The organism is Novosphingobium rhizovicinum, from assembly GCF_040813635.1.
In the GTDB taxonomy this organism is placed as follows: domain Bacteria; phylum Pseudomonadota; class Alphaproteobacteria; order Sphingomonadales; family Sphingomonadaceae; genus Novosphingobium; species Novosphingobium rhizovicinum.
Genome location: NZ_JBFNXR010000050.1, coordinates 156,627 through 182,070, shown reverse-complemented (window position 1 = coordinate 182,070; position 25,444 = coordinate 156,627). Strand labels below are relative to the sequence as shown.

The 25,444-nt window shown below is 63.1% G+C and carries 25 protein-coding genes and 1 tRNA gene; 15 read left to right on the top strand and 11 right to left on the bottom strand.

Annotated elements, in window-relative coordinates; translation table 11 throughout:
• Positions 1–28 precede the first annotated feature (28 nt).
• The 6 genes from ABUH87_RS13485 to ABUH87_RS13460 all read left to right on the top strand — a co-directional run bounded on the left by ABUH87_RS13485 (position 29) and on the right by ABUH87_RS13460 (position 5,370).
• Positions 29–1,153: an ATP phosphoribosyltransferase regulatory subunit gene (locus ABUH87_RS13485; protein WP_367774457.1), complete on the top strand. Its 1,125-nt coding sequence runs from the start codon at positions 29–31 to the stop codon at positions 1,151–1,153.
• A 95-nt stretch (positions 1,154–1,248) separates the two neighbouring features.
• Complete coding sequence (locus ABUH87_RS13480; protein WP_367774455.1) at positions 1,249–1,785, top strand: nuclear transport factor 2 family protein; 537 nt, start codon at positions 1,249–1,251, stop codon at positions 1,783–1,785.
• A gap of 100 nt (positions 1,786–1,885) precedes the next feature.
• Positions 1,886–2,332 carry a nuclear transport factor 2 family protein gene (locus ABUH87_RS13475; RefSeq protein ID WP_367774454.1) on the top strand — a complete coding sequence of 149 codons (447 nt, stop codon included), beginning with the start codon at positions 1,886–1,888 and terminating at the stop codon, positions 2,330–2,332.
• A gap of 113 nt (positions 2,333–2,445) precedes the next feature.
• Positions 2,446–3,735, top strand: a complete 1,290-nt coding sequence (locus ABUH87_RS13470; protein ID WP_367774452.1) for an adenylosuccinate synthase — start codon at positions 2,446–2,448, stop codon at positions 3,733–3,735.
• Between the two features lie 16 nt (positions 3,736–3,751).
• Positions 3,752–4,273 (top strand): L,D-transpeptidase family protein, encoded by a 522-nt coding sequence (locus ABUH87_RS13465; RefSeq protein WP_367774450.1) that lies wholly within the window; start codon positions 3,752–3,754, stop codon positions 4,271–4,273.
• An 89-nt stretch (positions 4,274–4,362) separates the two neighbouring features.
• On the top strand, positions 4,363–5,370 hold the full coding sequence (locus tag ABUH87_RS13460; RefSeq protein ID WP_367774449.1) for a GGDEF domain-containing protein: 1,008 nt from the start codon (positions 4,363–4,365) through the stop codon (positions 5,368–5,370).
• A gap of 7 nt (positions 5,371–5,377) precedes the next feature.
• On the opposite strand, the gene ABUH87_RS13455 is transcribed toward ABUH87_RS13460, so the two are convergent.
• Positions 5,378–5,545: a DUF1674 domain-containing protein gene (locus tag ABUH87_RS13455; RefSeq protein ID WP_367774448.1), complete on the bottom strand. Its 168-nt coding sequence runs from the start codon at positions 5,543–5,545 to the stop codon at positions 5,378–5,380.
• A 54-nt stretch (positions 5,546–5,599) separates the two neighbouring features.
• On the opposite strand from ABUH87_RS13455, the gene ABUH87_RS13450 reads away from it, so the two are divergent.
• Together ABUH87_RS13450 and ABUH87_RS13445 are read left to right on the top strand one after the other, a co-directional pair.
• The gene (locus tag ABUH87_RS13450; protein ID WP_367774447.1) at positions 5,600–6,829 is read left to right on the top strand and encodes an RsmB/NOP family class I SAM-dependent RNA methyltransferase; all 1,230 of its coding nucleotides are present in this window, start codon (positions 5,600–5,602) and stop codon (positions 6,827–6,829) included.
• A 104-nt stretch (positions 6,830–6,933) separates the two neighbouring features.
• On the top strand, positions 6,934–7,767 hold the full coding sequence (locus tag ABUH87_RS13445; protein ID WP_367774446.1) for a sterol desaturase family protein: 834 nt from the start codon (positions 6,934–6,936) through the stop codon (positions 7,765–7,767).
• Positions 7,768–7,835: 68 nt separating this feature from the next.
• Here ABUH87_RS13445 and msrA read toward each other — a convergent pair whose 3' ends face one another.
• Positions 7,836–8,363 carry a peptide-methionine (S)-S-oxide reductase MsrA gene (msrA, locus tag ABUH87_RS13440; protein WP_367774445.1) on the bottom strand — a complete coding sequence of 176 codons (528 nt, stop codon included), beginning with the start codon at positions 8,361–8,363 and terminating at the stop codon, positions 7,836–7,838.
• A 115-nt stretch (positions 8,364–8,478) separates the two neighbouring features.
• Here msrA and ABUH87_RS13435 point away from each other — a divergent pair, with 115 nt between their 5' ends.
• From ABUH87_RS13435 to ABUH87_RS13420, 4 genes are all read left to right on the top strand, one after another.
• Positions 8,479–9,339, top strand: coding sequence for a class I SAM-dependent methyltransferase (locus ABUH87_RS13435; protein ID WP_367774444.1), 861 nt, complete (start codon positions 8,479–8,481; stop codon positions 9,337–9,339).
• 12 nt (positions 9,340–9,351) lie between these two features.
• Positions 9,352–10,203 carry an N-carbamoylputrescine amidase gene (gene aguB / locus ABUH87_RS13430; protein ID WP_367774443.1) on the top strand — a complete coding sequence of 284 codons (852 nt, stop codon included), beginning with the start codon at positions 9,352–9,354 and terminating at the stop codon, positions 10,201–10,203.
• 5 nt (positions 10,204–10,208) lie between these two features.
• Positions 10,209–10,787, top strand: a complete 579-nt coding sequence (folK, locus tag ABUH87_RS13425) for a 2-amino-4-hydroxy-6-hydroxymethyldihydropteridine diphosphokinase (protein WP_367774520.1) — start codon at positions 10,209–10,211, stop codon at positions 10,785–10,787.
• Positions 10,743–10,818 (top strand) — tRNA-Lys (locus ABUH87_RS13420). The genes folK and ABUH87_RS13420 overlap by 45 nt, the downstream gene beginning before the upstream one ends.
• Before the next feature lie 132 nt (positions 10,819–10,950).
• On the opposite strand, the gene ABUH87_RS13415 is transcribed toward ABUH87_RS13420, so the two are convergent.
• The 4 genes from ABUH87_RS13415 to ABUH87_RS13400 are packed head-to-tail and all read right to left on the bottom strand — an operon-like array spanning position 10,951 to position 15,332.
• A complete protein-coding gene (locus tag ABUH87_RS13415) occupies positions 10,951–12,186 on the bottom strand; it encodes a DUF1214 domain-containing protein (RefSeq protein ID WP_367774442.1) in 1,236 nt (411 codons plus the stop codon).
• A 3-nt stretch (positions 12,187–12,189) separates the two neighbouring features.
• The gene (locus ABUH87_RS13410; protein ID WP_367774440.1) at positions 12,190–12,999 is read right to left on the bottom strand and encodes a sugar phosphate isomerase/epimerase family protein; all 810 of its coding nucleotides are present in this window, start codon (positions 12,997–12,999) and stop codon (positions 12,190–12,192) included.
• 4 nt (positions 13,000–13,003) lie between these two features.
• Positions 13,004–14,200 carry a sulfotransferase family protein gene (locus ABUH87_RS13405; protein WP_367774438.1) on the bottom strand — a complete coding sequence of 399 codons (1,197 nt, stop codon included), beginning with the start codon at positions 14,198–14,200 and terminating at the stop codon, positions 13,004–13,006.
• 1 nt (position 14,201) lies between these two features.
• The gene (locus ABUH87_RS13400) at positions 14,202–15,332 is read right to left on the bottom strand and encodes an LLM class flavin-dependent oxidoreductase (RefSeq protein WP_367774437.1); all 1,131 of its coding nucleotides are present in this window, start codon (positions 15,330–15,332) and stop codon (positions 14,202–14,204) included.
• A 113-nt stretch (positions 15,333–15,445) separates the two neighbouring features.
• On the opposite strand from ABUH87_RS13400, the gene ABUH87_RS13395 reads away from it, so the two are divergent.
• From ABUH87_RS13395 to ABUH87_RS13385, 3 genes are all read left to right on the top strand, one after another.
• Positions 15,446–16,558, top strand: coding sequence for a helix-turn-helix transcriptional regulator (locus ABUH87_RS13395; RefSeq protein ID WP_367774435.1), 1,113 nt, complete (start codon positions 15,446–15,448; stop codon positions 16,556–16,558).
• Between the two features lie 137 nt (positions 16,559–16,695).
• A complete protein-coding gene (locus tag ABUH87_RS13390; protein ID WP_367774433.1) occupies positions 16,696–17,448 on the top strand; it encodes an SDR family oxidoreductase in 753 nt (250 codons plus the stop codon).
• 41 nt (positions 17,449–17,489) lie between these two features.
• The gene (locus ABUH87_RS13385; RefSeq protein ID WP_367774432.1) at positions 17,490–18,299 is read left to right on the top strand and encodes an SDR family NAD(P)-dependent oxidoreductase; all 810 of its coding nucleotides are present in this window, start codon (positions 17,490–17,492) and stop codon (positions 18,297–18,299) included.
• Positions 18,300–18,467: 168 nt separating this feature from the next.
• Here ABUH87_RS13385 and ABUH87_RS13380 read toward each other — a convergent pair whose 3' ends face one another.
• From ABUH87_RS13380 to edd, 5 genes are all read right to left on the bottom strand, one after another.
• Entirely contained in the window at positions 18,468–19,130 is a 663-nt protein-coding gene (locus tag ABUH87_RS13380; RefSeq protein WP_367774430.1) for a L,D-transpeptidase family protein, read from the bottom strand.
• 74 nt (positions 19,131–19,204) lie between these two features.
• Positions 19,205–21,988: a phosphoenolpyruvate carboxylase gene (locus ABUH87_RS13375; protein WP_367774429.1), complete on the bottom strand. Its 2,784-nt coding sequence runs from the start codon at positions 21,986–21,988 to the stop codon at positions 19,205–19,207.
• Positions 21,985–22,578, bottom strand: coding sequence for a bifunctional 4-hydroxy-2-oxoglutarate aldolase/2-dehydro-3-deoxy-phosphogluconate aldolase (gene eda, locus ABUH87_RS13370; protein WP_419956703.1), 594 nt, complete (start codon positions 22,576–22,578; stop codon positions 21,985–21,987). The genes ABUH87_RS13375 and eda overlap by 4 nt, the downstream gene beginning before the upstream one ends.
• Before the next feature lie 41 nt (positions 22,579–22,619).
• Positions 22,620–23,591 carry a glucokinase gene (glk, locus tag ABUH87_RS13365; protein WP_367774425.1) on the bottom strand — a complete coding sequence of 324 codons (972 nt, stop codon included), beginning with the start codon at positions 23,589–23,591 and terminating at the stop codon, positions 22,620–22,622.
• A 24-nt stretch (positions 23,592–23,615) separates the two neighbouring features.
• Entirely contained in the window at positions 23,616–25,442 is a 1,827-nt protein-coding gene (edd, locus tag ABUH87_RS13360; protein WP_367774424.1) for a phosphogluconate dehydratase, read from the bottom strand.
• Positions 25,443–25,444: the final 2 nt, after the last annotated feature.

The window sequence follows — 25,444 nt, the reverse complement described above, 5'->3', positions numbered from 1 at the left end:
AAACGATAAACGGGGCTGAACTCCTTTGATGCACGATACCGACCGCGATCTTCTGCCCGAAGGACTTGGCGACCGGCTGCCAACCCAGGCTGCCGCGGCCAGTCGTGTGCGGCGCGGGGCACTCGATGTCTTCGCCTCCCATGGCTATGAGCGGGTCGAAACTCCCACCATCGAATTCGAGAAGTCGATGGCCAGCCGTATGGCGGGCGTGCAGCCACGGCGGATGTTCCGCTTCGTCGATCCGGTATCCCTTCGCACCCTCGCTCTGCGTTCCGACATCACCGTGCAAGTCGGCCGTGTCGCCGCGACCAGCCTTGCCGCTCGTCCGCGGCCTCTGCGGCTGTGCTATTGCGGGCAAGTGGTCACCATCAAAGGCGATGGCCTCGATCCCGCGCGTGAGCGCTCGCAACTGGGTGCGGAGCTGATTGGCAGCGACAGCGTGGCGGCAGCGGCGGAAGTGGTTGCGATCGCGATTGAGGCGCTCGAGCGTGCCGGAGCGACTGGCATATCGATCGACTTTACGCTGCCGGACCTCGTAGATACGCTTGCCGCCGAAACGCTTCCCCTTGCGAAGGGCCAGATCGAGGCAGTGCGCCGTGAACTGGATGCGAAGGACGCGGGTGGGCTGGTCGATGCCGGGGGCACGGCGTACCTGCCACTGCTCTATGCTGTCGGTCCGTTCGAGGATGCGATTGCGCGTCTGACCGAGTTCGATGCTGGCGGCGCGCTGGCCAGCCGAATTGCGGGACTGCGCGAGATCGCCGCACGGGTCGAGGGGCGCGCACGCGTCACGCTGGATCCATCGGAACGCCATGGGTTCGAGTACCAGTCCTGGTTCGGATTCACGATTTATGCGCAAGGCGTGCAGGGCGCGCTGGGGCGTGGAGGAACCTACCGCATTCTGGGCCAGACCGGTGATGGGGAGGCAGCGACCGGCTTCTCGCTCTATCCAGACCGCCTCATCGATCTGCTCGCGGAAAGCCAAAGCGAGCCGGCATCGCTGTTCCTACCCTCTGGTCACGATCCGGCTATAGCCGCTCGCCAACGCGCGATCGGCTGGCGAACCGTCGCCGCGCTTTCGGAAGATGATGATCCGGTGGCTCTTGGCTGTTCGCACCGGCTGGAAGGAGCCGAGGCGATTCCGTTGGGTTGAGCCATGCTCTTCTCAGGCTGGCATATTGCATCCGACGCCGTCTCATGACTAGCTGATCGCTCAAGCTGCGAAAACAGGATCAGCGGGAGAGAAGCATGAGCATCACCCACTTCGCGGAGGTGGAAGCGCAGATCCGGCAGTTGTACGCGCACTATACCGACGCAGTGTGGCGCAAGGATCCGACGGCGTTTGGCCAGTGCTTCGCCCCGGAGGCTGAGTGGCGCATAGCCGGGATGGTCATGCACGGGCGCGACGAAATAGCGTCCGGCTTTGAACACATAATGAGCAACGCCAATCGCGTGCTCATCACGTTCGGTACGCCGCAGCTGGACTGGCGCGAGGATCAGGCAATGGGTCGGATCTATGCCACCGAGCAATGCAGCTGGAGGGACAAGCAGCCGAACATGAACATCGGCCGCTACTTTGAGCGGTATGTCTATGACGGTGATCGCTGGCGCTTCTCCTGGCGCCTGTTCCAGCTTCTTTACCAGGGCCCCGCAGATCTCTCAGGCCCACATTTTGATGTTCCGGATTTCGGCCCCTGGCCTGCCATGCCACCGCAGGAGACGGTGCCGCTCCCTTCACCCGCCCGCGCTGTGGGTTGGCCTCAGGCGGCTCAAGCGAGGGGATGATATGTCCCGCTTCGGGGGAATACGTGTTGTCAGCTTTGCTGCGATGCGGTCTATCGCTTGGCTGCCGTCAGACCGGGAGTAAAGTGATAGCCCCACGTCGATGACCCAGTTCGCCACTGCTGAGGCCCCCATCCGCCAGTTGTACGCGCACTATGCCGATGCCGTATGGCGCAAAGACGTCGACGCGATCGGGCAGTGCTTCACGCCTGACGCTGAGTGGCGGATCGAGGGGATGGTGCTGCGCGGCCGTAGCGAGATCATGACGGAACTGGATCGCAGCCTGAAAGGCGTCGAGCGTACCTTGGTGAACTTCCGCACACCGCAGCTCGAGCTGACGGGGCACCGGCGGGGCAGCGGCAGAGTGTACGTGACCGAGCAATATGCCTGGAGGACCGGCCCAGCAACGATGACCGTCGGCCGCTACTACGAATACTATACCGACTGCGGCGATCGCTGGCGCATTTCCTGGCGCCTGGTGCAGGTTCTGTATTCCGGTCCGACGGACATGACCGGCACTTTCTATGAGCAGGCGAGCATGCTGCCATGAGGGTCTTCATCCTCGCGGGAATTGCAACATTTCCTCGTCGTCGTATTGCCCTTCCTCGACGCAGGGCCTAGGGCGCGCCGCGGACCGTAGACAGCACAGGAAGGCCGCAAGACTTGGCCAACGTAACCGTGATCGGCGCCCAATGGGGCGATGAAGGCAAGGGCAAGATCGTCGATTGGCTTGCCAGTCGCGCAGATGCCGTGGTGCGCTTCCAGGGCGGCCACAATGCAGGGCACACGCTGGTTGTAGGCGAACAGGTCTACAAGCTGTCGCTGCTGCCTTCCGGCATCGTCACCGGCACGCTCTCGATCATCGGGAACGGCGTGGTGCTCGATCCCTGGGCGCTCAAGGCCGAGATAGAGAAGCTTGAGGGGCAGGGTGTTGCGATCAACACCGAGAACTTTGCGCTGGCCGACAATTGTCCTCTGATTCTGCCGATTCATCGCGAACTCGACGGCCTGCGTGAGGCCGCTGCCGGTTCGGGCAAGATCGGAACGACGGGCCGCGGTATCGGGCCGGCTTACGAGGACAAGGTCGGCCGTCGCGCCATCCGCGTGTGCGACCTTGCCCATCTCGATGCTCTCGAACCGCAGCTTGATCGCCTCTGCGCACATCACGACGCCCTGCGCGCCGGCTTCGGTGAGCCGCCGGTGGATCGCGCAGCACTGATCGAACAGCTCAGAGAGATCGCTCCCTTCGTGCTGCAGTACGCGCAACCGGTCTGGAAGCGCCTGAAGAAGGTTCGCAAGGCCGGTGCCCGCATCCTGTTCGAGGGTGCGCAAGGCGTGCTGCTCGACGTCGACCACGGCACCTACCCGTTCGTGACCAGCTCAAACACCGTCAGTGGCACTGCGGCCAGCGGATCAGGCCTCGGGCCCTCTGCGACCGGCTTCGTACTGGGGATTGTCAAGGCATACACCACGCGCGTCGGCGCGGGGCCGTTCCCCACCGAGCTGGAAGACGAAACGGGACAGCGTCTGGGTGAGCGCGGGCATGAGTTCGGTACCGTGACCGGACGCAAGCGCCGGTGCGGCTGGTTCGATGCGGTGCTGGTGCGCCAGTCCTGCGCGATCTCGGGAGTCACCGGTATCGCGCTGACCAAGCTGGACGTGCTCGACGGGTTTGACAAGGTGAAGATCTGCACCGGATACCGGCTGAACGGCAAAGTGCTGGACTACTTCCCCAGTCACGCCGCCGATCAGGCGAACGTCGAGCCGATCTATGAGGAAATGGAAGGCTGGAGCGGGACTACCGCAGGCGCCCGTTCGTGGGCGGATCTGCCGGCTCAGGCGATCAAGTACATCCAGCGCGTGCAGGAACTGATTGAGACGCCAGTTGCGCTGGTTTCCACCAGCCCAGAGCGCGAGGACACGATCCTCGTGCGCGATCCCTTCCAGGATTAATTGCGGGAGCGGGGGCATGCGCGGCTTGCCCCTCCTCTTCCTCCTGGCTGTCCTGGCCCTTGCCGCCTGCGCACCAGTGCCCCGGAGCGGGCCGGCGGCGCAGTCGGTCGCACAGACTCCCGAGGCCGTCGAACTTGTCCGGGTCTACAAGGCAGCCCGCACGCTCGAGGTCTGGTCCGCCGGGCGGCTGCTCCGCAGGATCGGGGGTATACAGTTAGGGTGGCAGCCGGTCGGTCCCAAGCAGTTCGAAGGCGACGGAAGGACGCCGGAGGGGCGGTACGTCATAGACTGGCGCAATCCTCGCAGTGCCTTCTACCTGTCTCTCCATATCTCCTATCCCGACGCCCATGATGTCGCCTTCGCAAGAGCTCGGGGGCGCAGCGCGGGCGGGATGATCATGATCCATGGCCAGCCGAACGGCACGACCGGGCGGATGCATGGCGATTGGACGGACGGCTGCATTGCCGTGTCCAACGCGGAGATGGACTGGCTCTGGCAAGTCGTGCCGGACGGATCCATGGTCGAAATCAACCCATGACACGCTCTGCGAGGGTGCAAATTCTTAACCATCGTTAGCCTAGCGGTTCTTTTGAACGCCCGTGGGACGCAAGGCGCAGAAGACTCGAGATGCATCGCGATTTTGGACTGTCAGACGAAAGTGCTCGTATCGCGGCGCTGCACCGCCTCGCGATCCTTGATACCGGTCCTGAGGAGCCCTTCGAGAACATTGTCGCCCTTGTGCGCAGCGTTCTTGGAGTACCGATAGCAGTGGTGTCACTGCTCGACGAGGACCGCCAGTGGTTCAAGGCTCGCAGCGGACTGGATGCGACCGAGACCGCGCGGGACGTCTCGTTCTGTACCCACGCAATCGCTCAGCGTGAGCCGCTGGTTATCTCCGACGCCACCAAGGATGCACGCTTTTGCAACAATCCGCTGGTCTTGGGTGATCCCGGTTTACGCGCTTACGCAGGTGTTCCGCTAACGACATCGGAAGGGTACAACGTAGGTTCGCTCTGCGCCGTAGACACGGCGGTTCGCGACTTCTCTCCGGCCGATGTCGCCATGCTGAGCAAGTTTGCGCGGGTGGTCGTCGATCAGCTTGAGCTTCGCAGGGTTGCCGCGCGCGATCAATTGACCGGCACGCTCACCAGGCGCGGCTTCATCGAGAGGGCGAACCAGGAGATCGAGCGGTTCCGTCGCTATGGACGCGCCGCAAGCCTGGCCCTGATCGACATCGACCATTTCAAGGCGATCAATGACACGCACGGTCACCCGGCCGGCGATGCAGTGCTGCGCGAAGTGGCAGGCCTTCTGCATACCGGCATCCGGCCCAATGATGTCCTGGGCCGCATCGGTGGTGAGGAGTTCGCGCTGCTCATGCCCGAGACTGAAGCCGAAGGCGCAGTCATCGCGGTCGAGCGTCTTCGCGAGGAAGTCGCCGCTGCCTCTCTGCAGGCTGAACCCGGTCTGTGCCTGAAGGTGACCGCCAGCTTCGGCATCGCGGAGCTGGACCCGGCCATTGTTGACGCGGAAAGCTGGTTCGCGGCGACGGATGTGATGCTCTACGCCGCCAAGCGGAGCGGGCGTAACCGCTGCGTGGTCGCGCCTGCGACCTCGCGGCTCTCCCGCACCTGAACTCTGCTCAGAAGTCTATGGCGATGCCTTTTTGTACCCAGTCGCCATAGCGGGTGGGTGAAAGGCCGTTCGGATCGTCCTGCTCCTCCGCATCGCGTGGTGTAGGCGGCGGTGCGTCCGACCAATGCGCGGGCTTGCGGAAGGGTTCCGGGCGCGTTGTTGCTCGCTGTGTCATGCAATCCATGTGGGGTGACTGGCGATGCTTGGCAATCGCGATTAGGGCGGGGGAATGGATATACCAGGTCTTCCCGCAAGGCGCGCGGCGCTGAATCTCATAGACGCCGTGTTGCGACGGGGCGAGACAATGGAGCAGGCGGCAAGCAGCGCGCTTGCCCGGGTGCGTGGCGATGCCGATCGCGCCTTGGCCAAAGCCATTGCCTCTGAGGCGCTACGCTGGCGAGTGGACCTCGATGCATTGATCGACGGAGCAACCCGGCAGCGTCTGCCCGATGATGCCAAGCCGCGCGCAGTGCTGGAGATCATGCTGGCGCAGGCGCTGCGGTTAGAAACCCCTCCGCATGCAGCCATCGCAACCGGCCTGCCGCTTCTGACCGGTGGCCCGCGTCGTCTCGCGCATGGCGTCTTCTCCACTTTGATGAAGCAGGGCGCGAGCCTGCCTGCCGTGCCGACGCTTCCAGAGCCGGTGCAAGAGCGTTGGGGCGAGAGAGTCTCTGCCATTGCCGCCGGTCTCGCGCTGCCACCGCCACTCGACCTCGCGCTGCGGGATCCTGACACCACCTCAGAATGGGCAGAGCGGCTAGGCGGCGTATCTCTGGCTCCCGGTCATGTGCGGCTTTCTCGCGGCACGCCGGTAGAAGCACTGCCCGGATTTCAGGAGGGCGCCTGGTGGGTACAGGATCTGGCTGCGAGTTTACCGGCGCGTCTGCTTGGGCAGGGGGCAGGGCGGCGCGTGCTGGATCTTTGCGCGGCACCGGGGGGCAAGACCCTGCAACTGGCGGCGGCGGGATGGGACGTTACCGCGGTCGATATCAGCAAGCGCCGCATGGAGCGCGTCGCAAGCAATCTCGCGCGCACTCGCCTCAGCGCGAATACGGTCGTCGCCGACGCGCTGGACTGGCGCCCGGAGGTCGAGTTCGATGCGATTCTGCTCGATGCGCCCTGCACAGCCACGGGGACTTGTAGACGCCACCCGGACGTCCTGCACCGGATCGGTCCGCGACAGATCGCAGAGATGGCGGATCTGCAGGCGAGGCTGATCGCAAGAGCCTCTGAGTGGCTCAGCGCAGGCGGCAAGCTGATTTACGCAGTCTGCTCACTCGAGACTGCCGAGGGCGAGGAGCAGGCGCGGCAGGTCGAACTCTCAGCCGATCCGATCCTTGTCGATGAAGTTCCCGAAGGGCTGTGCGTCAGGGATGGATGGTTACAAACCGATCCCGGCCAACTCTCCGCGCAAGGCGGTTTGGACGGATTCTTCATAGCCCGTTGGACCCGATCATAGATCCTCAATATTTTGTGAATGAGTGTATCTCATAGTTGCGCGAGAATGATGTTCTCGCTATGAAGGAGGCACGACGGGAATCGTCGCTGGGAAGAGAGGGTGAAATGCAGACGGATTGGCTGAGTGCGATAGCCGCGGATTATCAGTGGAAGCTCTCCGCGCTGACGCTCGTCTCTATTTTTGCTGTCAGCTTTGTGTTGTCCAAGCTCGTGTTGCTTGTTCCCGCCTTTCGCCAGGAGGACGCGCGCAATCGCAAGGCGTACGCGGCGAAAATGGCGAAGCCCAATTACGCGGCGAACCAGAAGTGGAACCGCAAGTGGGGCGCCATATTCATGGCGGTGATCTTCGCACTCATCATGCCGTTCTGCGTCACGCTGGAAGCGCAGCCCTGGTGGCAGCTGCTGATCGACGTTGTCGTGATCCTCATGGCCTACGACTTTGTGTACTATCTCTGCCACCGTTTCCTGTTTCACGATAACGGGGTTACGGCGGGTCCGCTGGTTTGGGTTCATGCGGTTCATCACCGCCAGCACAATCCCTGCCGCGGGGATTCCAGCTATATCCATCCCATCGAAGTGGCGATTGGACTAGGGCTGTATATCGGTACGATCTTCGTCCTGTCGCGCTTCATGGGCGACTTTCATGTCCTGACGATCGTGGTGACCTGGGTCGCGTTCTCGCAGATCAATCTGCACAATCACGACCTGTGGGAAAGCGACCGCTTCCCGTTCCGCTATCTCAACTACGCGGCGGAGATGCACCACAACCACCACGCGAAGTTCACCGGCGGCAACTATGCGACGATCACCCCGCTCTATGACTGGATGTTCGGAACGCTGGACCACGGGGACGAGCATCGGGCGCGCATCAAGGCCAAGGCCGCGCGTGCCGAAGCGAAGGCGCAGCAGCAGGCTGTGGAAGAGCAAGCTCCGGCCTGATCTGCGACAGGCTGGCTGAGAAAAAAAGGCCCTGTTCCTTGTGGGGAACAGGGCCACTTTCGTGCTGCTCAGGCTTTGACCTTCGCCTGGAAACTTTTGCGCAGCTTCATCAGCTTGGGAGGAATGACTGCCAGGCAGTAAGGGTTACGCTGCCCTTCGCCTTCCCAGTATTCCTGATGGTACTCTTCAGCGGGATACCACTGCGCCGGACCTTCGATGGTGGTCACCACGCGGCCATCATTCTCTTCGTTCGAGCGTGCGATCGCAGCCTCTGCCTCCGCCCTCTGTGCGTCGTCCAGGGGGAAGATCGCCGAGCGATACTGCGTGCCGACATCGTTGCCCTGGCGGTTCAACTGCGTCGGATCATGCGTGCCCATGAACACGTCCAGGATCTCCGCGTAGGAGATCACTTGCGGGTCATAGTGAACCTTGATCGCTTCGGCATGCCCGGTCGAGCCTGAGCATACCTGCTTATAGGTCGGGTTTTCGACGTCGCCGCCGATATAGCCGCTTTCCACGGACTCCACGCCGACGACGTCGCGGAATACTGCTTCTGTGCACCAGAAACATCCGCCCGCCACAATTGCCGTTTCCATGCTGTTTGTCTTCCTGTGTCTGGGTGGTCTGACGCGTAGATAGGCACTGGGTCTTCCCTTGTCAGGGCCGTGTGCGCAGGTACGGTGCGCACTTCCATCATGGGGAGAATCGACGATGCGCCGTTTCCTGCTCTCTTTCGCGACCGGTCTTGGTCTCGTTGCCATACCCATGTCGGCCCACGCTGCTGAGTCCGCACCCGGTGCGCAGACATGCAAGGGCTGCAAAGCGCCGCTTGAGCGTGCCGCCGCAAACGCGAAACGCCAGAACGACCGTGCCCGTGATGCGTGGCGCCATCCGGTCGAAAGCCTCACCTTTTTCGGCGTGGAACCGGATATGAAAGTGGGCGAGTATGCCCCTGGTGGCGAATGGTATTCGCGCTTCCTCGGACTGTACCTGGGAGAGAAAGGCAAGCTCGTCGGGCTTTTCTTCAACCCGGCTTCCGGTTCTTTCGGTGAAAAACGGCAGGCCGGCATTGTTGCGGCCGCTGCGAAGTACCCGCAGGACGTGGCCGATTTTACCGGCCTGCCCGCCGCGAACTTCTCCGCCATGACTCTCAAGGACGTCCCGGATGCGCAGAAAGGGACCTTCGATCGCATCCTGATCCCGCGCATGCTTCATAACATGATGAACTGGAACATCGCCGACAGCGAGCTGAAAGCCATGCGCGAACTGCTCAAGCCGGACGGCATGATCGGGATCGAGCAGCATCGGGCCAAGGCCGACGCGCCATACTCCTACGCGGATGGCTCGAAGGGCTATCTGCGTGAGGCGGACGTAATCCGGCTGATGGAGCTCAATGGCTTCGAACTGGTCGGCAGTTCCGAGATCAACGCCAATCCAAAGGATAGCGCAAACTGGCCGCAGGGTGTCTGGACGCTGCCGCCCACGCTGGCGCTCAAGGATCAGGATCGCGCCAAGTATCAGGCAATCGGCGAAAGCGACCGGATGACCTTGTTGTTTCGCAAAAGACCCTAATATGTGCGGGCCATGACCCGTATCACTGTCTCCGCTCTGCAACTTGCCCTGAACTCCGCCGATGAGGCGGAGAACATCCAGGCCGTCTCCGCTCTGGTGGAGGAGGCAGCCGGGAAGGGCGCTCAGATCATTCTGCCCCCCGAACTGTTCTCAGGCCCGTACTTCTGCAAAGTGGAGGAGGAGGCGCTGTTCGCACTCGCCCGCCCCACTCGCGATCACCCGTCCGTGCAGGCGATGCAGAAGTTGGCTGCCAGGCTCAAGGTGGCGATCCCGACCAGCTTCTTCGAGCGCGATGCCCATCACTATTACAACACGCTCGCTATGATCGGGCCGGACGGCGAGATCATGGGCACATATCGCAAGAGCCACATCCCCGATGGGCCGGGTTATGAAGAGAAGTACTACTTCCGTCCCGGAAACGACGGCTTCAAGGTGTGGGACGTGTTCGGTACCCGGATCGGCATCGGCATCTGCTGGGATCAGTGGTACCCTGAGGCTGCGCGGGTGATGGCTTTGATGGGGGCCGAAATGCTGTTCTACCCGACCGCCATCGGCTCCGAACCCTATGACACCGATCTCGATACCAGCCGCATGTGGCGCCGCGCGATGCTGGGGCACGCGGTCTCGAACTGCATGCCGGTGATCGCGGCCAACCGCATCGGCACCGAAGACGGGCAAGCATTCTATGGTCACTCGTTCATCACGGACGAGTGGGGCGATTTCCTGTCGGAGTTCGGGCGGGAACAGACGGGGGTTCTCGTGAACGAGATCGATCTGGAGCGCGCCGCTCGTCACCGGGCGGGAATGGGCTTCTTCCGTGATCGCAGACCGCAACTCTACGGCCGCATCGCGCAGGACATTTGACGCGCGTGAGCCAGCGCTACCTGATCGCGCTGGGTTCCAACCTGCGCCACATGCGGCACGGCAGCCCGCGCGCCGTGCTGGCTGCGGCGCAGCTTGCTCTGGCGCAGGCCGGACTGGAGATCGAGAGCGCATCCCCGGTCCTGCTTTCCGCACCGGTAGGCCCTTCGCGCCGGCAGTATGCAAATGGCGCGCTCGTCGTCCGCACGAAGATGCCGCCGACGGAACTGCTTGCGCTGCTGAAAGGGCTGGAGCGACAGTTCGGGCGTCGTGCAGGCGGCGTGCGCTGGCGTGCTCGCGTGCTGGACCTCGACATCATCCTGTGGAGCGGGGGAACCTGCACGACCCACGCACTGACAATTCCTCACCCGCTATACACTCAGCGCGACTTCGTCCTTCGCCCGGCCGCGCAGATCGCACCAGACTGGCGTGATCCGCGATCCGGGCTGACTCTGCGGCATCTGTGTCGCCGTGCCCAGACCCACCGCTTGACCAGACCGCTTGCCGGCCCTAGGGGACAGCGCGTCCGCAGACGCATGCGGGGGCCCTTAGCTCAGTCGGTAGAGCAACTGACTTTTAATCAGTAGGTCGCTGGTTCGAACCCAGCAGGGCTCACCATTCTCTATCTCCCCTCCCTTTCCAGTCTGTGGCAGCTTGTGCTCCGCCACTGGAATGAGGCGCGGCCGCACCTTTTGAGCGGCAAAGTCGCACGCGTCACTGGCGCAGGCCACGGATCGGGAGTGATCCTGATCAGAGCCCGAAGCGAAGCTTGATGGCGCGGTACCGCTCCCGGAGCATCTCCTCGCGCTCTTCCGGTGTAACCATTGCCGTTTCTGCGGGTAAGTGCTCCATCAGTTCGGCGCGTGGTACCAACCTGGTGCGGAAGGTTGCTGGATTGCGGCTCATCAGGTTGCGGTATGTCAGGTTGCCGTCGCTGAAGCCTTGCGTGTCGAGCCAGTTATGGACGCCAGGGTCATCATGGCTCAGGACCAGACGCACGACGCCGTCACTGTCCATCCTCGTACGCGCGGGCGTGTAGCTGGTGGGGCGGTGAAGGAAGTCCATCGAGCCGGCAAACGGACCGCCCAGCCCGAATATCCAGAAGCCGTCGTGAAAGGGCATTTCGACGATCAGCGCTTCGTCACGCTGAAGGCGCCAGATCATGTGCGCTGCCATGCGGCCGCGCTTGGCATCGTCAGCGGTATTGGCGGCCTTGTCAGCGGGGAACTGGTTGCGCTGCTGCGGATCGCAGACGCCTCCCGAGGTCAGCCAGGAGTGTTCAGGCCACTGCTGCATCAGACCGGTGACGAAGTCACCGGCCCAGCCGAAAGCCTCGATCATTTGCTCGGGGGTCGCCATCGGGCGCGGCTCGGCCATGCCGACGCGCTCGATGGTCAGATGCGTCGGCGTCTCACCCCAGGCGTCGAAAGCTTCCCGGATAAAGAGCTTACGGCTGCCGGGGGTGGTGGGCAGCCAATTGCTGCTTCGCTCGTCTCCGCCGACAAAGAGTTCGAAGTTGCCATCCGCGTCTGTCTCAAGCTGCGAACCAAGGATATTGGCCTCCGGGATGTCGCCGAACGGTTCGTGCAGCGAAGGGAAGTCCGTGCCGGGGATCTTCTCGGGCTTCGGGCCTTGGACCGTGATGTTCAGCCATCGCGCCGTGCCGCGCCTGCCGGTGATGCGATACGTGTGCTCGCCAGAGATCCACGCCTGCCGGTAGGTGAAGTCCGCCACATCGGCGCCAAGCTTCATCGTCGGCGTCGTGAAATAGTGGATCTGCGGGTACGCCGGATTGCGCGTTTCCAGTGCGAGGTCGAATGCCTGCCCCAGGTTCTGAGTCAGGAAGCGGAATCCGTCCGCACGGTGGAGCGGAGCAGGGGGATTGGCGTCCTTGAAAGCGTAAGCGCCGGCTTCTTTCAACCGGTCGCAGAAGTGCTCCCATGCTCCCTTCAGGTCGGCATCAACAGCTCCGTCACCAAAGGCCATGGTTTACGCTCCCAATCGTACGAGGATTTCGGAAAGGTTCTCGGCCGCCCGCCGCGAAGCTGCTGCTGCACCCTCAGCCTCGATGCGAGGACCCACCAGTTCGAGGTCGAAGATGCCTTCGTAGCCGGCATCCAGCAGCCAGCCGATCTGGCGCTCGAGCGGTACCGCGCCGTCGCCCGGGACGGCGCGCGAAGGCGTACTGCGGTCGCCGAGCACATAATCGCTGACCTGCACCAGGCGCGTCAGCGGCATGGCGCGGGCGAACTTGGTCCTGAGGTCACCCTCGTACCAGCAGGCGCCCAGATCGATGCACAAGCCGATGCCAGCCATCTCGGCCAGTCGCACGGTGTCGTCGATGGTGTGGGCGATGTGGATGTCGGCATTGAATGGATTGGCGTTCTCCACCAGCAGCCGGACACCACGTGCTTTCGCCAGATCGCGGCAGGGGGCGATGAGCGTGGCGAGACGTTGCGCAGCGCCCTCCCAGTCGAGCGATCCACGTCCACCGGTTACGATGTAGAGCTGCGGTGCGCCGAGCCGGGCAGCGGCTTCGATGGCTTCGTTGAGGCGCTCTGCAGCTTCACCGTTGTCGCGTTCGATGTCGGGGAAGTGCGCGAACGGCTGGTTCAGCGTCATCGGTCGAGGGCCGCCTTGGGCCAGCGCCGCTTCGGCCTCCGGCAGCGTGCCGGGACCGAGCAGGTGCGGGTTGACCATAGTCATCCAGTCAATGCCGGCCTCGCGGCAGAACGCGACGAAGGCAGTCGTGCTCTGCCCCATGAACGCGACCTGGTGGAGGCAGACGCGCGGGTGCATGCGCTTATTTGCGCACTTCGATCGGCACGTGGAAGCGCTCGCGGAAAGGCCGGAACTCTTCGTTCAGTGCGTCGATGTCATAGCCAGCGTCGGTCAGCACCTTTGTCGAGTAATGGAACTTGCCGTGCCGGTCGCCTTTGTTGTGGGCCAGGTAGTCACGCATTGCTGCTTCGGCTTCAGGCGTGAGTCGCCGCCCGGCGAAGTCGTAGTAGCCGCGGATCGTCTGGATCGGGTCGCGCACGAAGTCGTAGTAGAGGACGTGATGAATGCGCGGGTCGTTGACCATCGGGTGCGACATGGTGTTTGCAATCGACATGCGCACGCGTTCGACGTGCATCTTCGCCTCTTTCACGAGATCGATCTTGCCGACGACGCCTTCCATGATGTCGGACATCATCATCGTCGAGCTGGCCGCCACCATTACGGGATCACGGTGTAGCCATACGAGCGTTGCGTCGGGATAGGCGTTGAAGAATGCGTCCAGCCGCGTGGTGTGGAAGCCCTTGAGGACCCAATACTTTCTGGGCCGGTTGTACTGGAAGGCCTGAAGCATCGCTTTGTGGATGCGGTATTGGGCGACTGGATCTGTCGGCAGGCCCAGCGAAAGGGTCTGCATCGGTACGCGCCACCAGGCGGTTGGCGTCATCACGCGAAAGTCGAAGGCCCAGGTGCGCTCATCTTCCGGCAATCCGTCGCCGAGCATGTCGTTGTAGGGATGGCAGTGCAGCCACTTCCACATCTTCGTGTTGATCTCGCGCCACTCGTCGTCTGCCATCACCCGGCGCGGATCCTCACCGGAGACAGTCCCCGGCGGGGGCGAGGGGTGCATGACTTCCCAGAAGCGCAACGCCCGCGCGTCCGGATCGACGCTCATCAGCGCGTGCATCAGCGTGGTGCCTGAACGTGGTTCGCCGCTCGCGAACATCGGGCGTTCGATCACCTCGTCCGCCAGCGGATAGGTCTTGCGATCCTGGAAGAACTTGAGCCGGTCGGTCAGCAGCCAGTGGATGTTCTCGGCGGCAGCTGTGCGTCCGGCGGCATCCATCGGAATCGTGTTGATGTGCGCGACAGCCTTGCCGAAGCGTTCGGGGAAGCTTTCGTCCGCCCAGTCGGAGAGGCCGGTCTCGGCGCAAGCGCGTTCGAGCAGCACCTCGGCGACAAGCTGGCCTTCGGCAATCGTGCTTACTGGAGACGTCGCCACGTCAGGCTCCCACCAGCTTTTGGATCTCGTCCTCTGTTTCGCGCACCTTTGCCGCCGAGTTGGCGCTGAAGCGAATGCCACCCATCGCGCCGTACTCCATGATCTTGTAGACCCGCATGCCCGCGTCCGCGAAACCCTTGATCTTGGCGGCGACCTGCTTGGGCGTCCCGACCGGGAAGATGTCGCGGATCATCTGAGTGTCGAGATCCTTGCAGAACTGGATCATCCGTTCACGGGTAAGGATGTGCGGGTCGAAGTCCATGATACCCCGCCAGTCCGAACCCATTGGGTGCTGATAACCGAACTGTTCCACATCCTTGGCGTTGAGCATCGCGATGATCGACTTGACCATCGGTGCTTTCAGCATCTCGGTAATTTCGTCTTCCTCGCCGATCAGGCAGATCTGCGTCAGCGCCGGGGTGAAATGGCTCATGTCGCGCCCGGCTGCTTCGCCGGCGTCGAGAATGGCCTTAAGCTTCGTGGCGTAGTCCTCAGGCGTATAGGCGCCCGCCGGCCACCATCCATCCGCCTCGCGTCCGGTGATCCCGAGCATCCTGGGGCCGGCTGCCCCGGTCCAGATCTCCGGCGCCTTGCCGTCGTAGAGTTCGGTGTCGAGCCGGGCGTGCTCCAGCTTGTAGAACTCGCCCTCGAAGTCGACCGGACCGTCCGAATGCCAGAGCAGCTTGATGACCTTTATGGACTCCTCGAAGCGGCTGACGGGCTTCCGGAAGTCGAACCCGTACGGGACAGTGTTCTCCAGTTCCCCAGAACCAAGACCCAGGATGAAACGGCCTTTGCTCAGATGGCTGATGGTCAACGCCGACTGCGCGAGCAGGGAGGGGTGGCGGCGCACCGTATCGATGACGGTTGTGGCCAGAGGTGCGTTCTTCGTCAGCACCGCAGCCGCTGCGGCGACAGCCATGCCATCCAGATGCCGGTGCGGGCTTGGGCTGGCTTTCGCGAGGTCAGTGAACTCCGGTGTCCAGATCGAGTCGGGCCAGAAGCTCACCATGTGGTCTGGCAGCCATATTGAGTGATACCGACCCGAGTCGTACTCGCTCACCATGTCGATGCCGAGCGGCAGGGTCGTGCGCAGGAAGGCGGCAGGCTGGATGGGCATATCCAAAGGCATAAGTGCGGCGATCCTCTCCCGATCCGCGCCTCATGAAGTTGGGCGCGATTGTCTCCGCCGGGTTTGTGGTCTACCGGACGGCTCAGGCAAATTCCCATATGGGGATAAGAACAATGCTTTCTGGAGACGATGCATCCTCGCTGGTCGAGCCGCTGATTGCGGGCCTGGTGGATGACCCGCCATGGTCGGTGTTTCTGCACCGGCTGAAGGAACGCGTTGCAGCGCATTACGCCAGTCTGGTGTTCCGCCCCTTGCCTTTTGGCCGGCCCGAGGCACAAGTAGTTCACCTCTACGCTGGCGAGCCTTGGCCGGCCCTTGTTTCGCGCCGTTACCGGGAGGAGATGCACCGCCTCGACCCGTTACCCTACCACGATATGGTTGAGGGCCGGGTCTACCCACTCGATGAACTGCTGCAGATCGATGACCCCTCGCATCGCGATTACATCAGCCAGTTGCTGGTGCCGAGCGGCATGAGCCACATGCGCATGATCCGTGTGGAGGAGGCGGGTGGCGTCAGCGGGTGGCTCACGATCACGCGGCCGGAGAGCGACTTTAGCCCCGGAGTGGACACCTTGCTGGCCGATCTGGCGCCGTACCTCCGCGCGGCGATGCGTGCGCATGTTGCGCTCGAGCGGGAGCGGATGAGCGCCTCGGTGGCGACCGAGGCGATCCGGCGCATGAGCTTCGGCTGGGTTACGCTGGATACCGAAGGACGGATTCTCGACACCGATTACAGCGGTGCTGAACTGCTGGCTGCCAGCGCCACCCTAGCGCGCGGGAAAGACGGGAGGCTGACCGCGCGCAATCCGGAGCTGCGAAAGGAGATCGGCGCTGCGGTGGCGGATCTGCTCGGCGATCCGCTGGCTCGTCCGCGCGCCATCGTGCTGAGCCGGGAGCCTTGGCTCGACTTGCTGCTTGTTCCTTCGATCGAACGGGTGAGCACGATGCGCGCCGCGCCTGCCGTGATTGCTTATGTCCATGCCGACAACTGGTCCTCAGCGGATCGCTGCGATCAGTTGGCCCAGCTGTTCGATCTGGCGCCGAGCGAGGCACGGCTGGCGCTGGCGCTGAGTCGTGGCATGTCGATTTCCGAAGCGGCTGGGGAACTGGGTCTGACGGTGGAATCGGCGCGTACCTATTCCAAGCGGATCTACGCAAAAACAGGTGCGCGGGGGCAGGCGGACTTGGTCCGTTTCATCCACAGGAGTGTGCTGGCGATTGCCTGAAGGTATACGCAACCCTGTGCGAGTTTGAACGGGTGTTCAGCAAAACCATTGACACTGCCGTTCCGAGGCGCCAGCGATTGGATACTTTTTGAGCCTGCACCGCGTGCGGGCGGATACGTTTGAAGAGGACCCGAAGCATGTCGAAAACGCTCGAAGGCAAAGTTGCGCTGGTAACCGGGGCCAGTTCCGGCATCGGCGAAGCCACTGCGCTGTGTCTCGCCGAAGCTGGCGCAACCGTGGCGATGTCTGCGCGCCGTGCCGAAAGACTGGCCGGACTGGTCGAGAAGATCGAGGCGCTCGGTGGTAAAGCGCTCGCCATCCCCGGCGACATGGCGGTTGAGGCGGATGCGCGCCGCGCCGTGGCCGAAACGGTCGCGGCATTCGGGCGCATCGATATCCTCGTCAACTCGGCTGGCGTGATGCAGGCTGGTGGGATTGAGAACTGCGATACCGAAACCTACCGGCAGGTGATGGACATCAACCTGATGGGAACGGTCTACACTTGTGCCGAAGCTGTGCCACACATGCTGGAGCAGGGCGTGGGCGATATCATCACGATCTCTTCGCTGGCAGGGCGCAAGGGCGGGCCGATGACCAGCGCCTACTCGGCCAGCAAGCATGCGGTGAACTTCATGACCGACGGCATGCGCCAGGAACTCGGCGGCAAGAACATCCGCGTCTGCACGCTGATGCCTGGCGCTACCGAGACCGAGGTGGGTGACAGCATCAAGGACCCGAACTGGCGCACTGCGATCCAGAAGCACGTGACCAAGGAAGGGGCCGTGAAGCCGCGCGACATCGGCGAGACCCTGGTCTTCATGCTTTCGATGCCGCGCCGCACCAACATCTCAGAGATTACGGTGCGTCCGACGATCGACACAAGCGCATAAAAGACGCGCATCGACCGAACGACACAAAGGGAGAAGCAAGCATGGCCGGAAGGCTGGAAGGCAAAATCGCTGTCATCACCGGCGCGGGCTCAGGCATGGGCAAAGCCATGGCGGAGTTGTTCAGCGCCGAAGGTGCGAAGCTCGTGCTCGCCGATATCTCGGGCAAGCAGGATGACGTTGCCGCGGCCGTGGGCAACGGCGCCATCGGCATCCGCTGTGACGTCTCGAACGAGGAGGACGTGCAGGCGATGATCGCCAAGGCGGAAGATGCGTTCGGGCGGCTCGACATTCTGTGCAATAACGCTGGCTTCGGTGGCCCCATGGCGCCGCTGCACCAGCAGACCACGGAGACGTGGGATAAAGTACACGGCACAAACCTTCGCGGCGCCTTCCTTGGCATCAAGTACGGCGTGATTTCGATGCTCAAGACCGGGGGCGGTTCGATTGTGAACACGACGTCTGCCTCAGGGGTCGTCGGTTGGAAGCACCACAGCGTGTACGGCGCGGCCAAGGCCGGGGTGAACCAGCTCACGAAGATCGCAGCGCTTGATTACTCCGATAAGAATATCCGGGTGAATGCAATCGCGCCCGGCACGATGTGGACCGGACTGGTCCAAGCGTCCCAGACGCATGACACACCGCCAGAGGATTTTCCGAAGCTTGCGGGGATTCCGATGGGGCGTTGGGGCCTTGCAAAGGATATCGCCAACGCTGCTCTGTTCTTCGCCAGCGAGGAATCAGCGTATGTCACCGGGACCGTTCTGCCGGTCGACGGCGGTTATTGCATCGGCTTCTCGGGCATGGGCGCCGAACGGCCCGGCATAGCGAGCGTCAATACCGACGAGTCCTGAGCGCAGACTTTCAGGCAGTCGCCTGCACCGGAAAAGAGGCAAGCGAGCCGGGCTGCACAGTGTGCAGCACACTGGTTCGCTTGCTGCTTTCCTCCGGGGAGGCGAAGGGTAGTCGATCCGGCTGCTGATGCGGATTGCGGGGTTCGGCAAAGCCTGCGTGAAGTCGGATCAGGATCCCACTAGCGAATCGCCCATGCTCAGCATCTTGCCGCGCGTTATGAACACGCGGTCGCCCACGGCTGCCGCACTGAACACCTTTGCTGCAAACGGCTCTGGCATGCCCACGCAGCCATGGCTGGCGTAACCCCACTCCACCTTTGAACCGTGCAGCGTGATCCCGTCGTTGGTCAGCCGCATCATGTAGGGCATGGGCGCGTCGTAAAGGTTCGAGACGTGGTGTCGCCTCTTCTGCGTGATGGGGAAAACACCGAGCGGCGTCGGCTTTTCCTCTGTGCCGAGCAGCACCGCCGCCGCGCCGATTTCATGGCCGCTGCGGAATATGGAAAGGACGCGGGCGTCCAGGTCAACGGTGATGACAACGGGGCCGGGCGGGACGCCATCCTCGTTCCAGTGCCACTCTCCGTACTTGATCGGGCCATCAATGGGCAGGATCCGCTTGACGACGAAGTCGGTATTGATCTCCGGGCTGACCGGAGTTGCGGATGGCTCCGCTTGAGCCACCCGGCTCTGATCCGGGGATGTGCCGGTTGTCGCTGCAGCGGCGGTCGCAGCGGGCGGAGGCGCTTCGGTGCTTCGCGCACCAAGCCAGATTACTCCCGCAATGGTGAGCAGGCCAGCGGCGGCAAGGGTTGTGAGTGTTCTTCCGTTCACGCCTACCTTATCCCGCTTATCCGTGAAGATGTTGTGAAACACCGCCGCCGAGCCCCGCGTTCAGACGCGAAGCTTCAGCCATGGGCCCCGAACTCGTTGGCGATCGCGGTTCCGATGCGCAGGGAGAGAGCATAGCATCTTGCGATCGGGTCAATGAAGTCACGGTGGATCAGGGCATAGCCGGTGGCGCTTGGGTCCGGATACTCGCTCGGCGCATCAATGTTGAAGTCGCTGATCGATGCGAGATGTACCGGAAATGCTCGGCGTAGCTGAGCCAGGCCATCCTCGACCCGAAGCGAAAAGAACATCTCCAGGACGTCTTCATGACTGATGTCGTTCGCGCGGCTGAATTGGGGCACCATTACCGAGCGAAGAAACATGTGCTTGAACAGGGCAAGCCTGAGTGCCTGGAGTGAGCCGATGTTGCGGCGTGTGGTTTCCCGTTCGGGCTGCGGCACTTCATCCGGGATGAGGGCAAGAAGCCTGTGCAGTTTCAGCGCATCGACACGAAGGCGCGAGGCCAGCCGCCGAAACACTCCAGCGCGGTCGTCCTTCGTGAGGTACTCGGCAATTCTAAGGCACCCGTCGGAGATATGCTGCTCGTTGCCCCGATAGGGACGGCTCGCCCAGTAAGCCGAGTTGAAGAGCTCTCCAAACGCTGCGACCGTCTTGATCGAGGCGAGGGCATTGGCGCTCCGCACCAGTCGCACAAGAGCCCGTCCACGCTCGCTCTCCCGCAGCAGGTTGGCGATGTCCTCCTGGTTGCCTTCCGCGGCCGTACCCACCCCGGCGATGACGTTTACGGGGTATCCAAGTTGCTGCAGGACAGCGTTATGGGGAATGGCCCGGATCTGTCGCAGGCTCATCGTCCGGTCCCCGGCAAGATCGGACTGCCGACGGGACTTGCGGCTCCCGGTGTCGTTCAACAAGCCAAGGCCAAAGGCGGTTATGGCGCGGCTGTACGTGCGACTTTCCAGATGGGCGTGCTGCACTTCGCGGATCGCGCGGTAGAAATCGAGGCTAAGGTCGGTGCGCCGATAGAACGGGTCGGCCCCGGCCTCCGCATCCGATTTCCACAAAGGATGTTCCGTGAAGCGCGTGAGCGTGGCCAGCGCCAGTTCCTCCGAGCCGAACCAGAGATATCCATCGCCACCTTGGAAACTCACCTCCGGCTCAAGGCGGATGCTCGCCTTTGCAAAGCGGGTGCGCGCCCATTGCGACATTTGCCAGTGCAGCCGATCCTCGATGCTGCAGGGGTGCGCTCCGCGGCCCATTGACTCGCCGCCGGTGTTGAAGACCAGTGCAGAGACATCGGTGAGCCCGTTTGCAACCATAGCTTCGGCCAGCCGACCCTGCAGCCGTTCAATGGCCAAAGCAGCGGGTATTTGCCCAACGAAGCGTCCGGCATCCGAAAAGCCGGTCTGGATCGCCACTCGCCCTCTACGTCTGGCGTAAGCGCGATATGCCGGTTCCGCCAAGACTGCGTCGAGAAAGCGGCCGCCATGTTCCAGCGCCGCCTCGGTCTCAAACAGAGGGGAGACGTCGACCTTGTCGGCCACGCCGAACATCTCGGCAAAGTAGAGTGCGGCCAGAACTGTCGTTGGTTGCTCACATTCGGCCACCAGCATGCGGATCGGCGAGTCTGTATCGATATGCCCGAGGATCTGCGCCATTGCGAGGAACTGGCGCACGGCGGTCGAGTTCTCGATCGCCAGAGCCGCGAAGTTGGAGGCGAGTGGCTTCACTTCAGCCAGCAACTCGCGCATGCGAACGAGCGCTGCCTGGCTCGCGAGGTTGAGGTTGCCGTCGGGGTCGATGCGGCGCCGGATCGCGTTCTGGAGTTGCGAACTGTTCACCCGGAAGTGAATCCACCCCATACCAAGACCATCGGCGCGCATGGCTGCGGCAATGACCAGAAGCGTGCGCGCCAGTTGCGGGCTGACGTGGCGCGCCTCTTCTTCCAACTCGGCGATGATCGGGGCGAGCGTCACCAGCTTGTCGGCGTGCTCCGCAGTCAGCGCGTTCGCCGCAGCAGAGAGCGCTTCGGGCGAAGAGAGGTCCATCGCAAACCGTTCCGCCATGGTTGTTGTATGCTGGCGGGCACGTTCGAGACGTTCGGCGAGTTCAGGCAAGGCGTCCGTCAGGGACGAAGCATAACCTGCCAGACGGAGCGCTTTTTCCTGCAGACGATACTTTATGGATGTTGCCCACGAGATATCCGTACGACCATCCATGTCGTAGCCAATCCACGTGGCGAAGCGGAATGGCATCGGCTGGAGGCTCTTCCACTTCTTCGGGAAGCGTTCGGCGGCGATGGCAAACAGGCGCGCGTTGATCCGATCGCGAGCAGCCTGTCCCCGCGCAAGCGCGGCCATGGCTTCTTCGTGCTCGTATTCCAGGGTGATCGTATCGCGCTGCGCGGAGGCGACGCACACACTGGCTTTGCTGAAGTCCCCGCGTGAAGCTGAGGCTCTCACCGCTTCAGACTGGTTGCGGCTCAGCAGGAAGGTCGGGTGCGCGGTGAATACGATATGTGCGGCAGGGCGTTGCCAGCGCGCCGCGAAGGCGGTGAAATCTTCATCATCGGCGAGGGTTTCGATCCGCTGGTCGTTGTCGCCGCAGGCGATGGGTCCGACAAGACGGTCGAGCCGGACAGCGCGGGCACGCAAACCTTCGCACTCCATCTCTGCGACCAACCCTTCCAACTGGTCCAAGGTTAGCTCGCCGTTTTCCAGCTGACGAGAAAGTTCGAGAGCGAGTTGGAAGACCGGGTTGAAGAGAGGGGTTTCGGCCGTGCGGCGATGCAGGTCGGCCAATCGCGCGTTCAGATCCGCAACGCAGGGTCCACTCCCGCTCATCTGGCAAGCGCCACTGCCGCGCGCGCGGCGGCTTCGATGGCGGCAGGGTCGGGTCTGCCCTTCGGCACCAGCCAAGTGCCGCCTACGCAGAGCACAGCCTCCAGCGCCAGCCAGTCCGGCGCGTTATCCTTCGTGATGCCGCCAGTCGGACAGAACTTCACTTGCTTGAACGGACCGGAGATCGCCTTCAGTGCAGCGGTCCCGCCTGAAGCGACTGCGGGAAAGAACTTGAGGCGGGTAAATCCGAATTCGAGTGCGAGCATGATGTCGCTCGCATTCGCGGTGCCGGGCAGGAAAGGCACGCCGCGCTTTGCAGCTGCCTCGCCAAGCCGTGGCGTCAATCCCGGTGAGACGATGAACTCTGCGCCGGCATCCAGCGAGCGGTCGAGGTCCTCGGGCGTAAGAACTGTCCCTGCACCGACCACTGCGCCCGGCACCTGCTTCATCACGCGGATGGCGTCGAGAGCGCAAGGCGTCCGCAATGTGATCTCAAGCGCAGGCAATCCGCCCGCTACCAGCGCTTCGGCAATCGGAAGAGCATGGTCGATGTCCTCGATTACCAGCACCGGGATGACCGGCGCGAGCGTCATCACGCGTTCTACTGCAGTTGAGGAACTGGACGCAGGGTGGTTCAACGAAGGTGCTCCCGGACGAAGGCTGCCGCGGCTCCGAAGAGGCCGGGCTGCGAATGGATGATCAGTTTCACCGGAATCGCGGCCATGATACCCGCGAACCGCCCTTTCGCGTTGAAGCGGTCGCTGAATGCCGAGTTTACCAGCGTTTCCCGAATACGGTAGCCCAGACCTCCGGCCACGACCACGCCGCGTGCGCCATGCGCCAGCGCGAAATCGCCGGCTGCGCTGCCCAGGGCCATGCAGAAATGCTCGACTGCGGCCGCCGCGAGGCTGTCCGAGCCGTCCGTGCCGGCAGTCCATATATCCACGTCGCTGCGGGCGTGCACTGCGCGGCCCTCCATGGCCGCAAGCGTCTCGTAGATCTCGACGATCGCCGGGCCGGAAACGACCCTCTCGACCGAAACGCGCGTGTGACGCTTGCGCAGGCGGGCAAGCACGGCGTCCTCGATCATGTCCTTGGGGGCGAAATCGATATGGCCGCCCTCGGTCGCCTGCACGTGATAGCCGGTCTTGTCCCGGAGCAGGAGAGCAACGCCCAGGCCGGTGCCGGGACCTATGACAGTGATGGCGCCAACAGAGGGTAAGGGCTCATCCGGGCCGGCCAGGCGCTGAAGGTGATCGGCATCGGCGTGCGCGACAGAATGGGCAACCGCTTCGAAGTCGTTGACGATTGTGAAGCGCTCTACGCCCAGTTGGGCACTCAGAGCGGAGGGGCGGATCACCCACGGGTTGTTGGTGAACCGGATGATATCGCCACCGACCGGACCTGCAATCGCCATCGCAATGGCGGACGGCAGGGTGCCGCCCTGGTGCTCCCGGAACGTCTCCCAAGCCGTCTGAAAGCTCACGTGCTCGCGCGTGGGAAGGGTCTGTGGTTCACCGACGCAAATCCTACCGTCACTCTCGACCTTCGCGATCGCAAAGCGGGCGTGAGTCCCGCCGATGTCGATGGTCACGATTTCCGTCAATGATCTGCCTCCTGACTCGTTGGACTACAGCCCAGCTATCTCCAGCATTGCCGATGCACCTTGCTCAGCCCCACTGGCGCTGGCTCGAAACATTGCAAACAACTCACGCCCCATGCCCACTTGCGGCTGGGGCGCCAAGGCTGGTTCCCGGCCGGAAAGATCCGCCGTCGTCGACAGGCAACCGTCTTCTGCCGAAAGCCGGACCACATCCCCGTCCCGCAAATATGCGAGTGGGCCCCATGCACCATCCTTCGCGAGAGCTTCAGGGGTGACATGGATGGCCGCCGGGACTTTGCCGCTCGCTCCCGACATGCGACCGTCGGTCACAAGCGCTACCTTGTGGCCACGATCCTGAAGCACGCCGAGCGGCGGCGTCAACTTATGCAGTTCCGGCATGCCGTTGGCGCGGGGCCCCTGGAACCTGACAACCACCACCACGTCGCGGTCGAGTTCGCCAGCAGCAAAGGCGCGCGCGACAGCCTCCTGTGTGTCGAACACGCGGCAGGGCGCCTCAATAGTCCAGCGCTCCTCGTCCACAGCGCTCGTCTTGAAGGTTGCGCGGCCCAGATTCCCACGCACCAGGCGCATGCCGCCATCGGGCTGGAAGGGCGCGCTGGCCGGACGCAGCATGCTTGGGTCGTGGCTCTCGACAGGCGCGTCACGCCAAACGAGCGTGTCGGCATCGAGGTGCGGCTCGCGGGCGTAGTCGCTCATGCCGTTTTCCGAAATCGTCAGGACGTCGGCATGCGCCAGCCCCGCACCGAGCAGTTCGCGCACGACATAGCCGATCCCGCCGGCAGCGTGGAACTGGTTCACGTCCCCCGATCCGTTGGGGTAGACCCGCGCAATGAGAGGCACGACCGAAGAGAGCTCGTCGAGATCCTCCCAGTCGAGCAGGATGCCAGCTGCGCGTGCCATCGCCGGCAGGTGGATGGCGTGGTTTGTCGAACCTCCGGTGGCGAGCAGGCCCACGCAGGCGTTCACGATCGCCTTCTCATCGACAACTCTGCCCATCGGACGGAAATCATCGCCCTTGCGTCCAATCGCCGCGAGGCGGTGCACCGCAGCGCGGGTGAGGGCCTGGCGCAGGGGTGTGCCGGGATTGACGAAGGCAGCGCCGGGCACATGCAGGCCCATCATCTCCATCATCATCTGGTTCGAGTTTGCGGTGCCGTAGAAGGTGCAGGTTCCGGGCGAATGGTAGCTCTTGCTTTCGCTTTCCAGCAGAGCGTCTCGCCCGACTTTCCCCTCCGCGTAGAGTTGGCGGACCTTCTGCTTCTCCTTGTTGGCAAGCCCCGATGGCATGGGACCGGCAGGCACGAAGACAGCGGGCAGGTGGCCGAAGCGAAGTGCTCCGATCATCAGTCCCGGCACGATCTTGTCGCAGATACCGAGTAGGGCCATCCCGTCGAACATCGCGTGGCTCAGTGCGACCGCGGTAGACAGAGCAATGGCGTCGCGGCTGAAAAGCGAAAGCTCCATCCCCGCAAAACCCTGCGTCACACCATCACACATCGCAGCCACGCCGCCCGCCACTTGCGCAGTCGCCCCGACTTCGCGAGCGAAGAGCTTCATCTGCTCTGGGTAGCGGCCATAGGGCTGATGCGCGGAAAGCATGTCGTTGTACGCCGTGACGATGCCGATGTTCGGGCCTCGCTGCGTGGCGATGCTTGCCTTGTCCTCACCCGCCGCAGCAAATCCATGCGCGAGATTGGAGCAGGAGAGGAAGCCCCGATCGGCATAACTCTCCCCCTCCCGATCTATGAGCGAGAGATAGCGCATGCGGCTCTCGCGCGACCGGGCGGTGATGCGCTCCGTTACTCGGGCGACGACGGGAGATAGTGGGCTCATCG

Bases quoted from the DNA above. Each gene is read 5' to 3' on its own strand.
- ABUH87_RS13485 (WP_367774457.1), top strand. From the start codon at position 29: ATGCACGATACCGACCGCGATCTTCTGCCCGAAGGACTTGGCGACCGG.
- ABUH87_RS13480 (WP_367774455.1), top strand. From the start codon at position 1,249: ATGAGCATCACCCACTTCGCGGAGGTGGAAGCGCAGATCCGGCAGTTG.
- ABUH87_RS13475 (WP_367774454.1), top strand. From the start codon at position 1,886: ATGACCCAGTTCGCCACTGCTGAGGCCCCCATCCGCCAGTTGTACGCG.
- ABUH87_RS13465 (WP_367774450.1), top strand. From the start codon at position 3,752: ATGCGCGGCTTGCCCCTCCTCTTCCTCCTGGCTGTCCTGGCCCTTGCC.
- ABUH87_RS13460 (WP_367774449.1), top strand. From the start codon at position 4,363: ATGCATCGCGATTTTGGACTGTCAGACGAAAGTGCTCGTATCGCGGCG.
- ABUH87_RS13455 (WP_367774448.1), bottom strand. From the start codon at position 5,545: ATGACACAGCGAGCAACAACGCGCCCGGAACCCTTCCGCAAGCCCGCG.
- ABUH87_RS13450 (WP_367774447.1), top strand. From the start codon at position 5,600: ATGGATATACCAGGTCTTCCCGCAAGGCGCGCGGCGCTGAATCTCATA.
- ABUH87_RS13445 (WP_367774446.1), top strand. From the start codon at position 6,934: ATGCAGACGGATTGGCTGAGTGCGATAGCCGCGGATTATCAGTGGAAG.
- msrA (WP_367774445.1), bottom strand. From the start codon at position 8,363: ATGGAAACGGCAATTGTGGCGGGCGGATGTTTCTGGTGCACAGAAGCA.
- ABUH87_RS13435 (WP_367774444.1), top strand. From the start codon at position 8,479: ATGCGCCGTTTCCTGCTCTCTTTCGCGACCGGTCTTGGTCTCGTTGCC.
- aguB (WP_367774443.1), top strand. From the start codon at position 9,352: ATGACCCGTATCACTGTCTCCGCTCTGCAACTTGCCCTGAACTCCGCC.
- ABUH87_RS13415 (WP_367774442.1), bottom strand. From the start codon at position 12,186: ATGGCCTTTGGTGACGGAGCTGTTGATGCCGACCTGAAGGGAGCATGG.
- ABUH87_RS13410 (WP_367774440.1), bottom strand. From the start codon at position 12,999: ATGCACCCGCGCGTCTGCCTCCACCAGGTCGCGTTCATGGGGCAGAGC.
- ABUH87_RS13400 (WP_367774437.1), bottom strand. From the start codon at position 15,332: ATGCCTTTGGATATGCCCATCCAGCCTGCCGCCTTCCTGCGCACGACC.
- ABUH87_RS13395 (WP_367774435.1), top strand. From the start codon at position 15,446: ATGCTTTCTGGAGACGATGCATCCTCGCTGGTCGAGCCGCTGATTGCG.
- ABUH87_RS13390 (WP_367774433.1), top strand. From the start codon at position 16,696: ATGTCGAAAACGCTCGAAGGCAAAGTTGCGCTGGTAACCGGGGCCAGT.
- ABUH87_RS13385 (WP_367774432.1), top strand. From the start codon at position 17,490: ATGGCCGGAAGGCTGGAAGGCAAAATCGCTGTCATCACCGGCGCGGGC.
- ABUH87_RS13375 (WP_367774429.1), bottom strand. From the start codon at position 21,988: ATGAGCGGGAGTGGACCCTGCGTTGCGGATCTGAACGCGCGATTGGCC.
- eda (WP_419956703.1), bottom strand. From the start codon at position 22,578: ATGACGCTCGCGCCGGTCATCCCGGTGCTGGTAATCGAGGACATCGAC.
- edd (WP_367774424.1), bottom strand. From the start codon at position 25,442: ATGAGCCCACTATCTCCCGTCGTCGCCCGAGTAACGGAGCGCATCACC.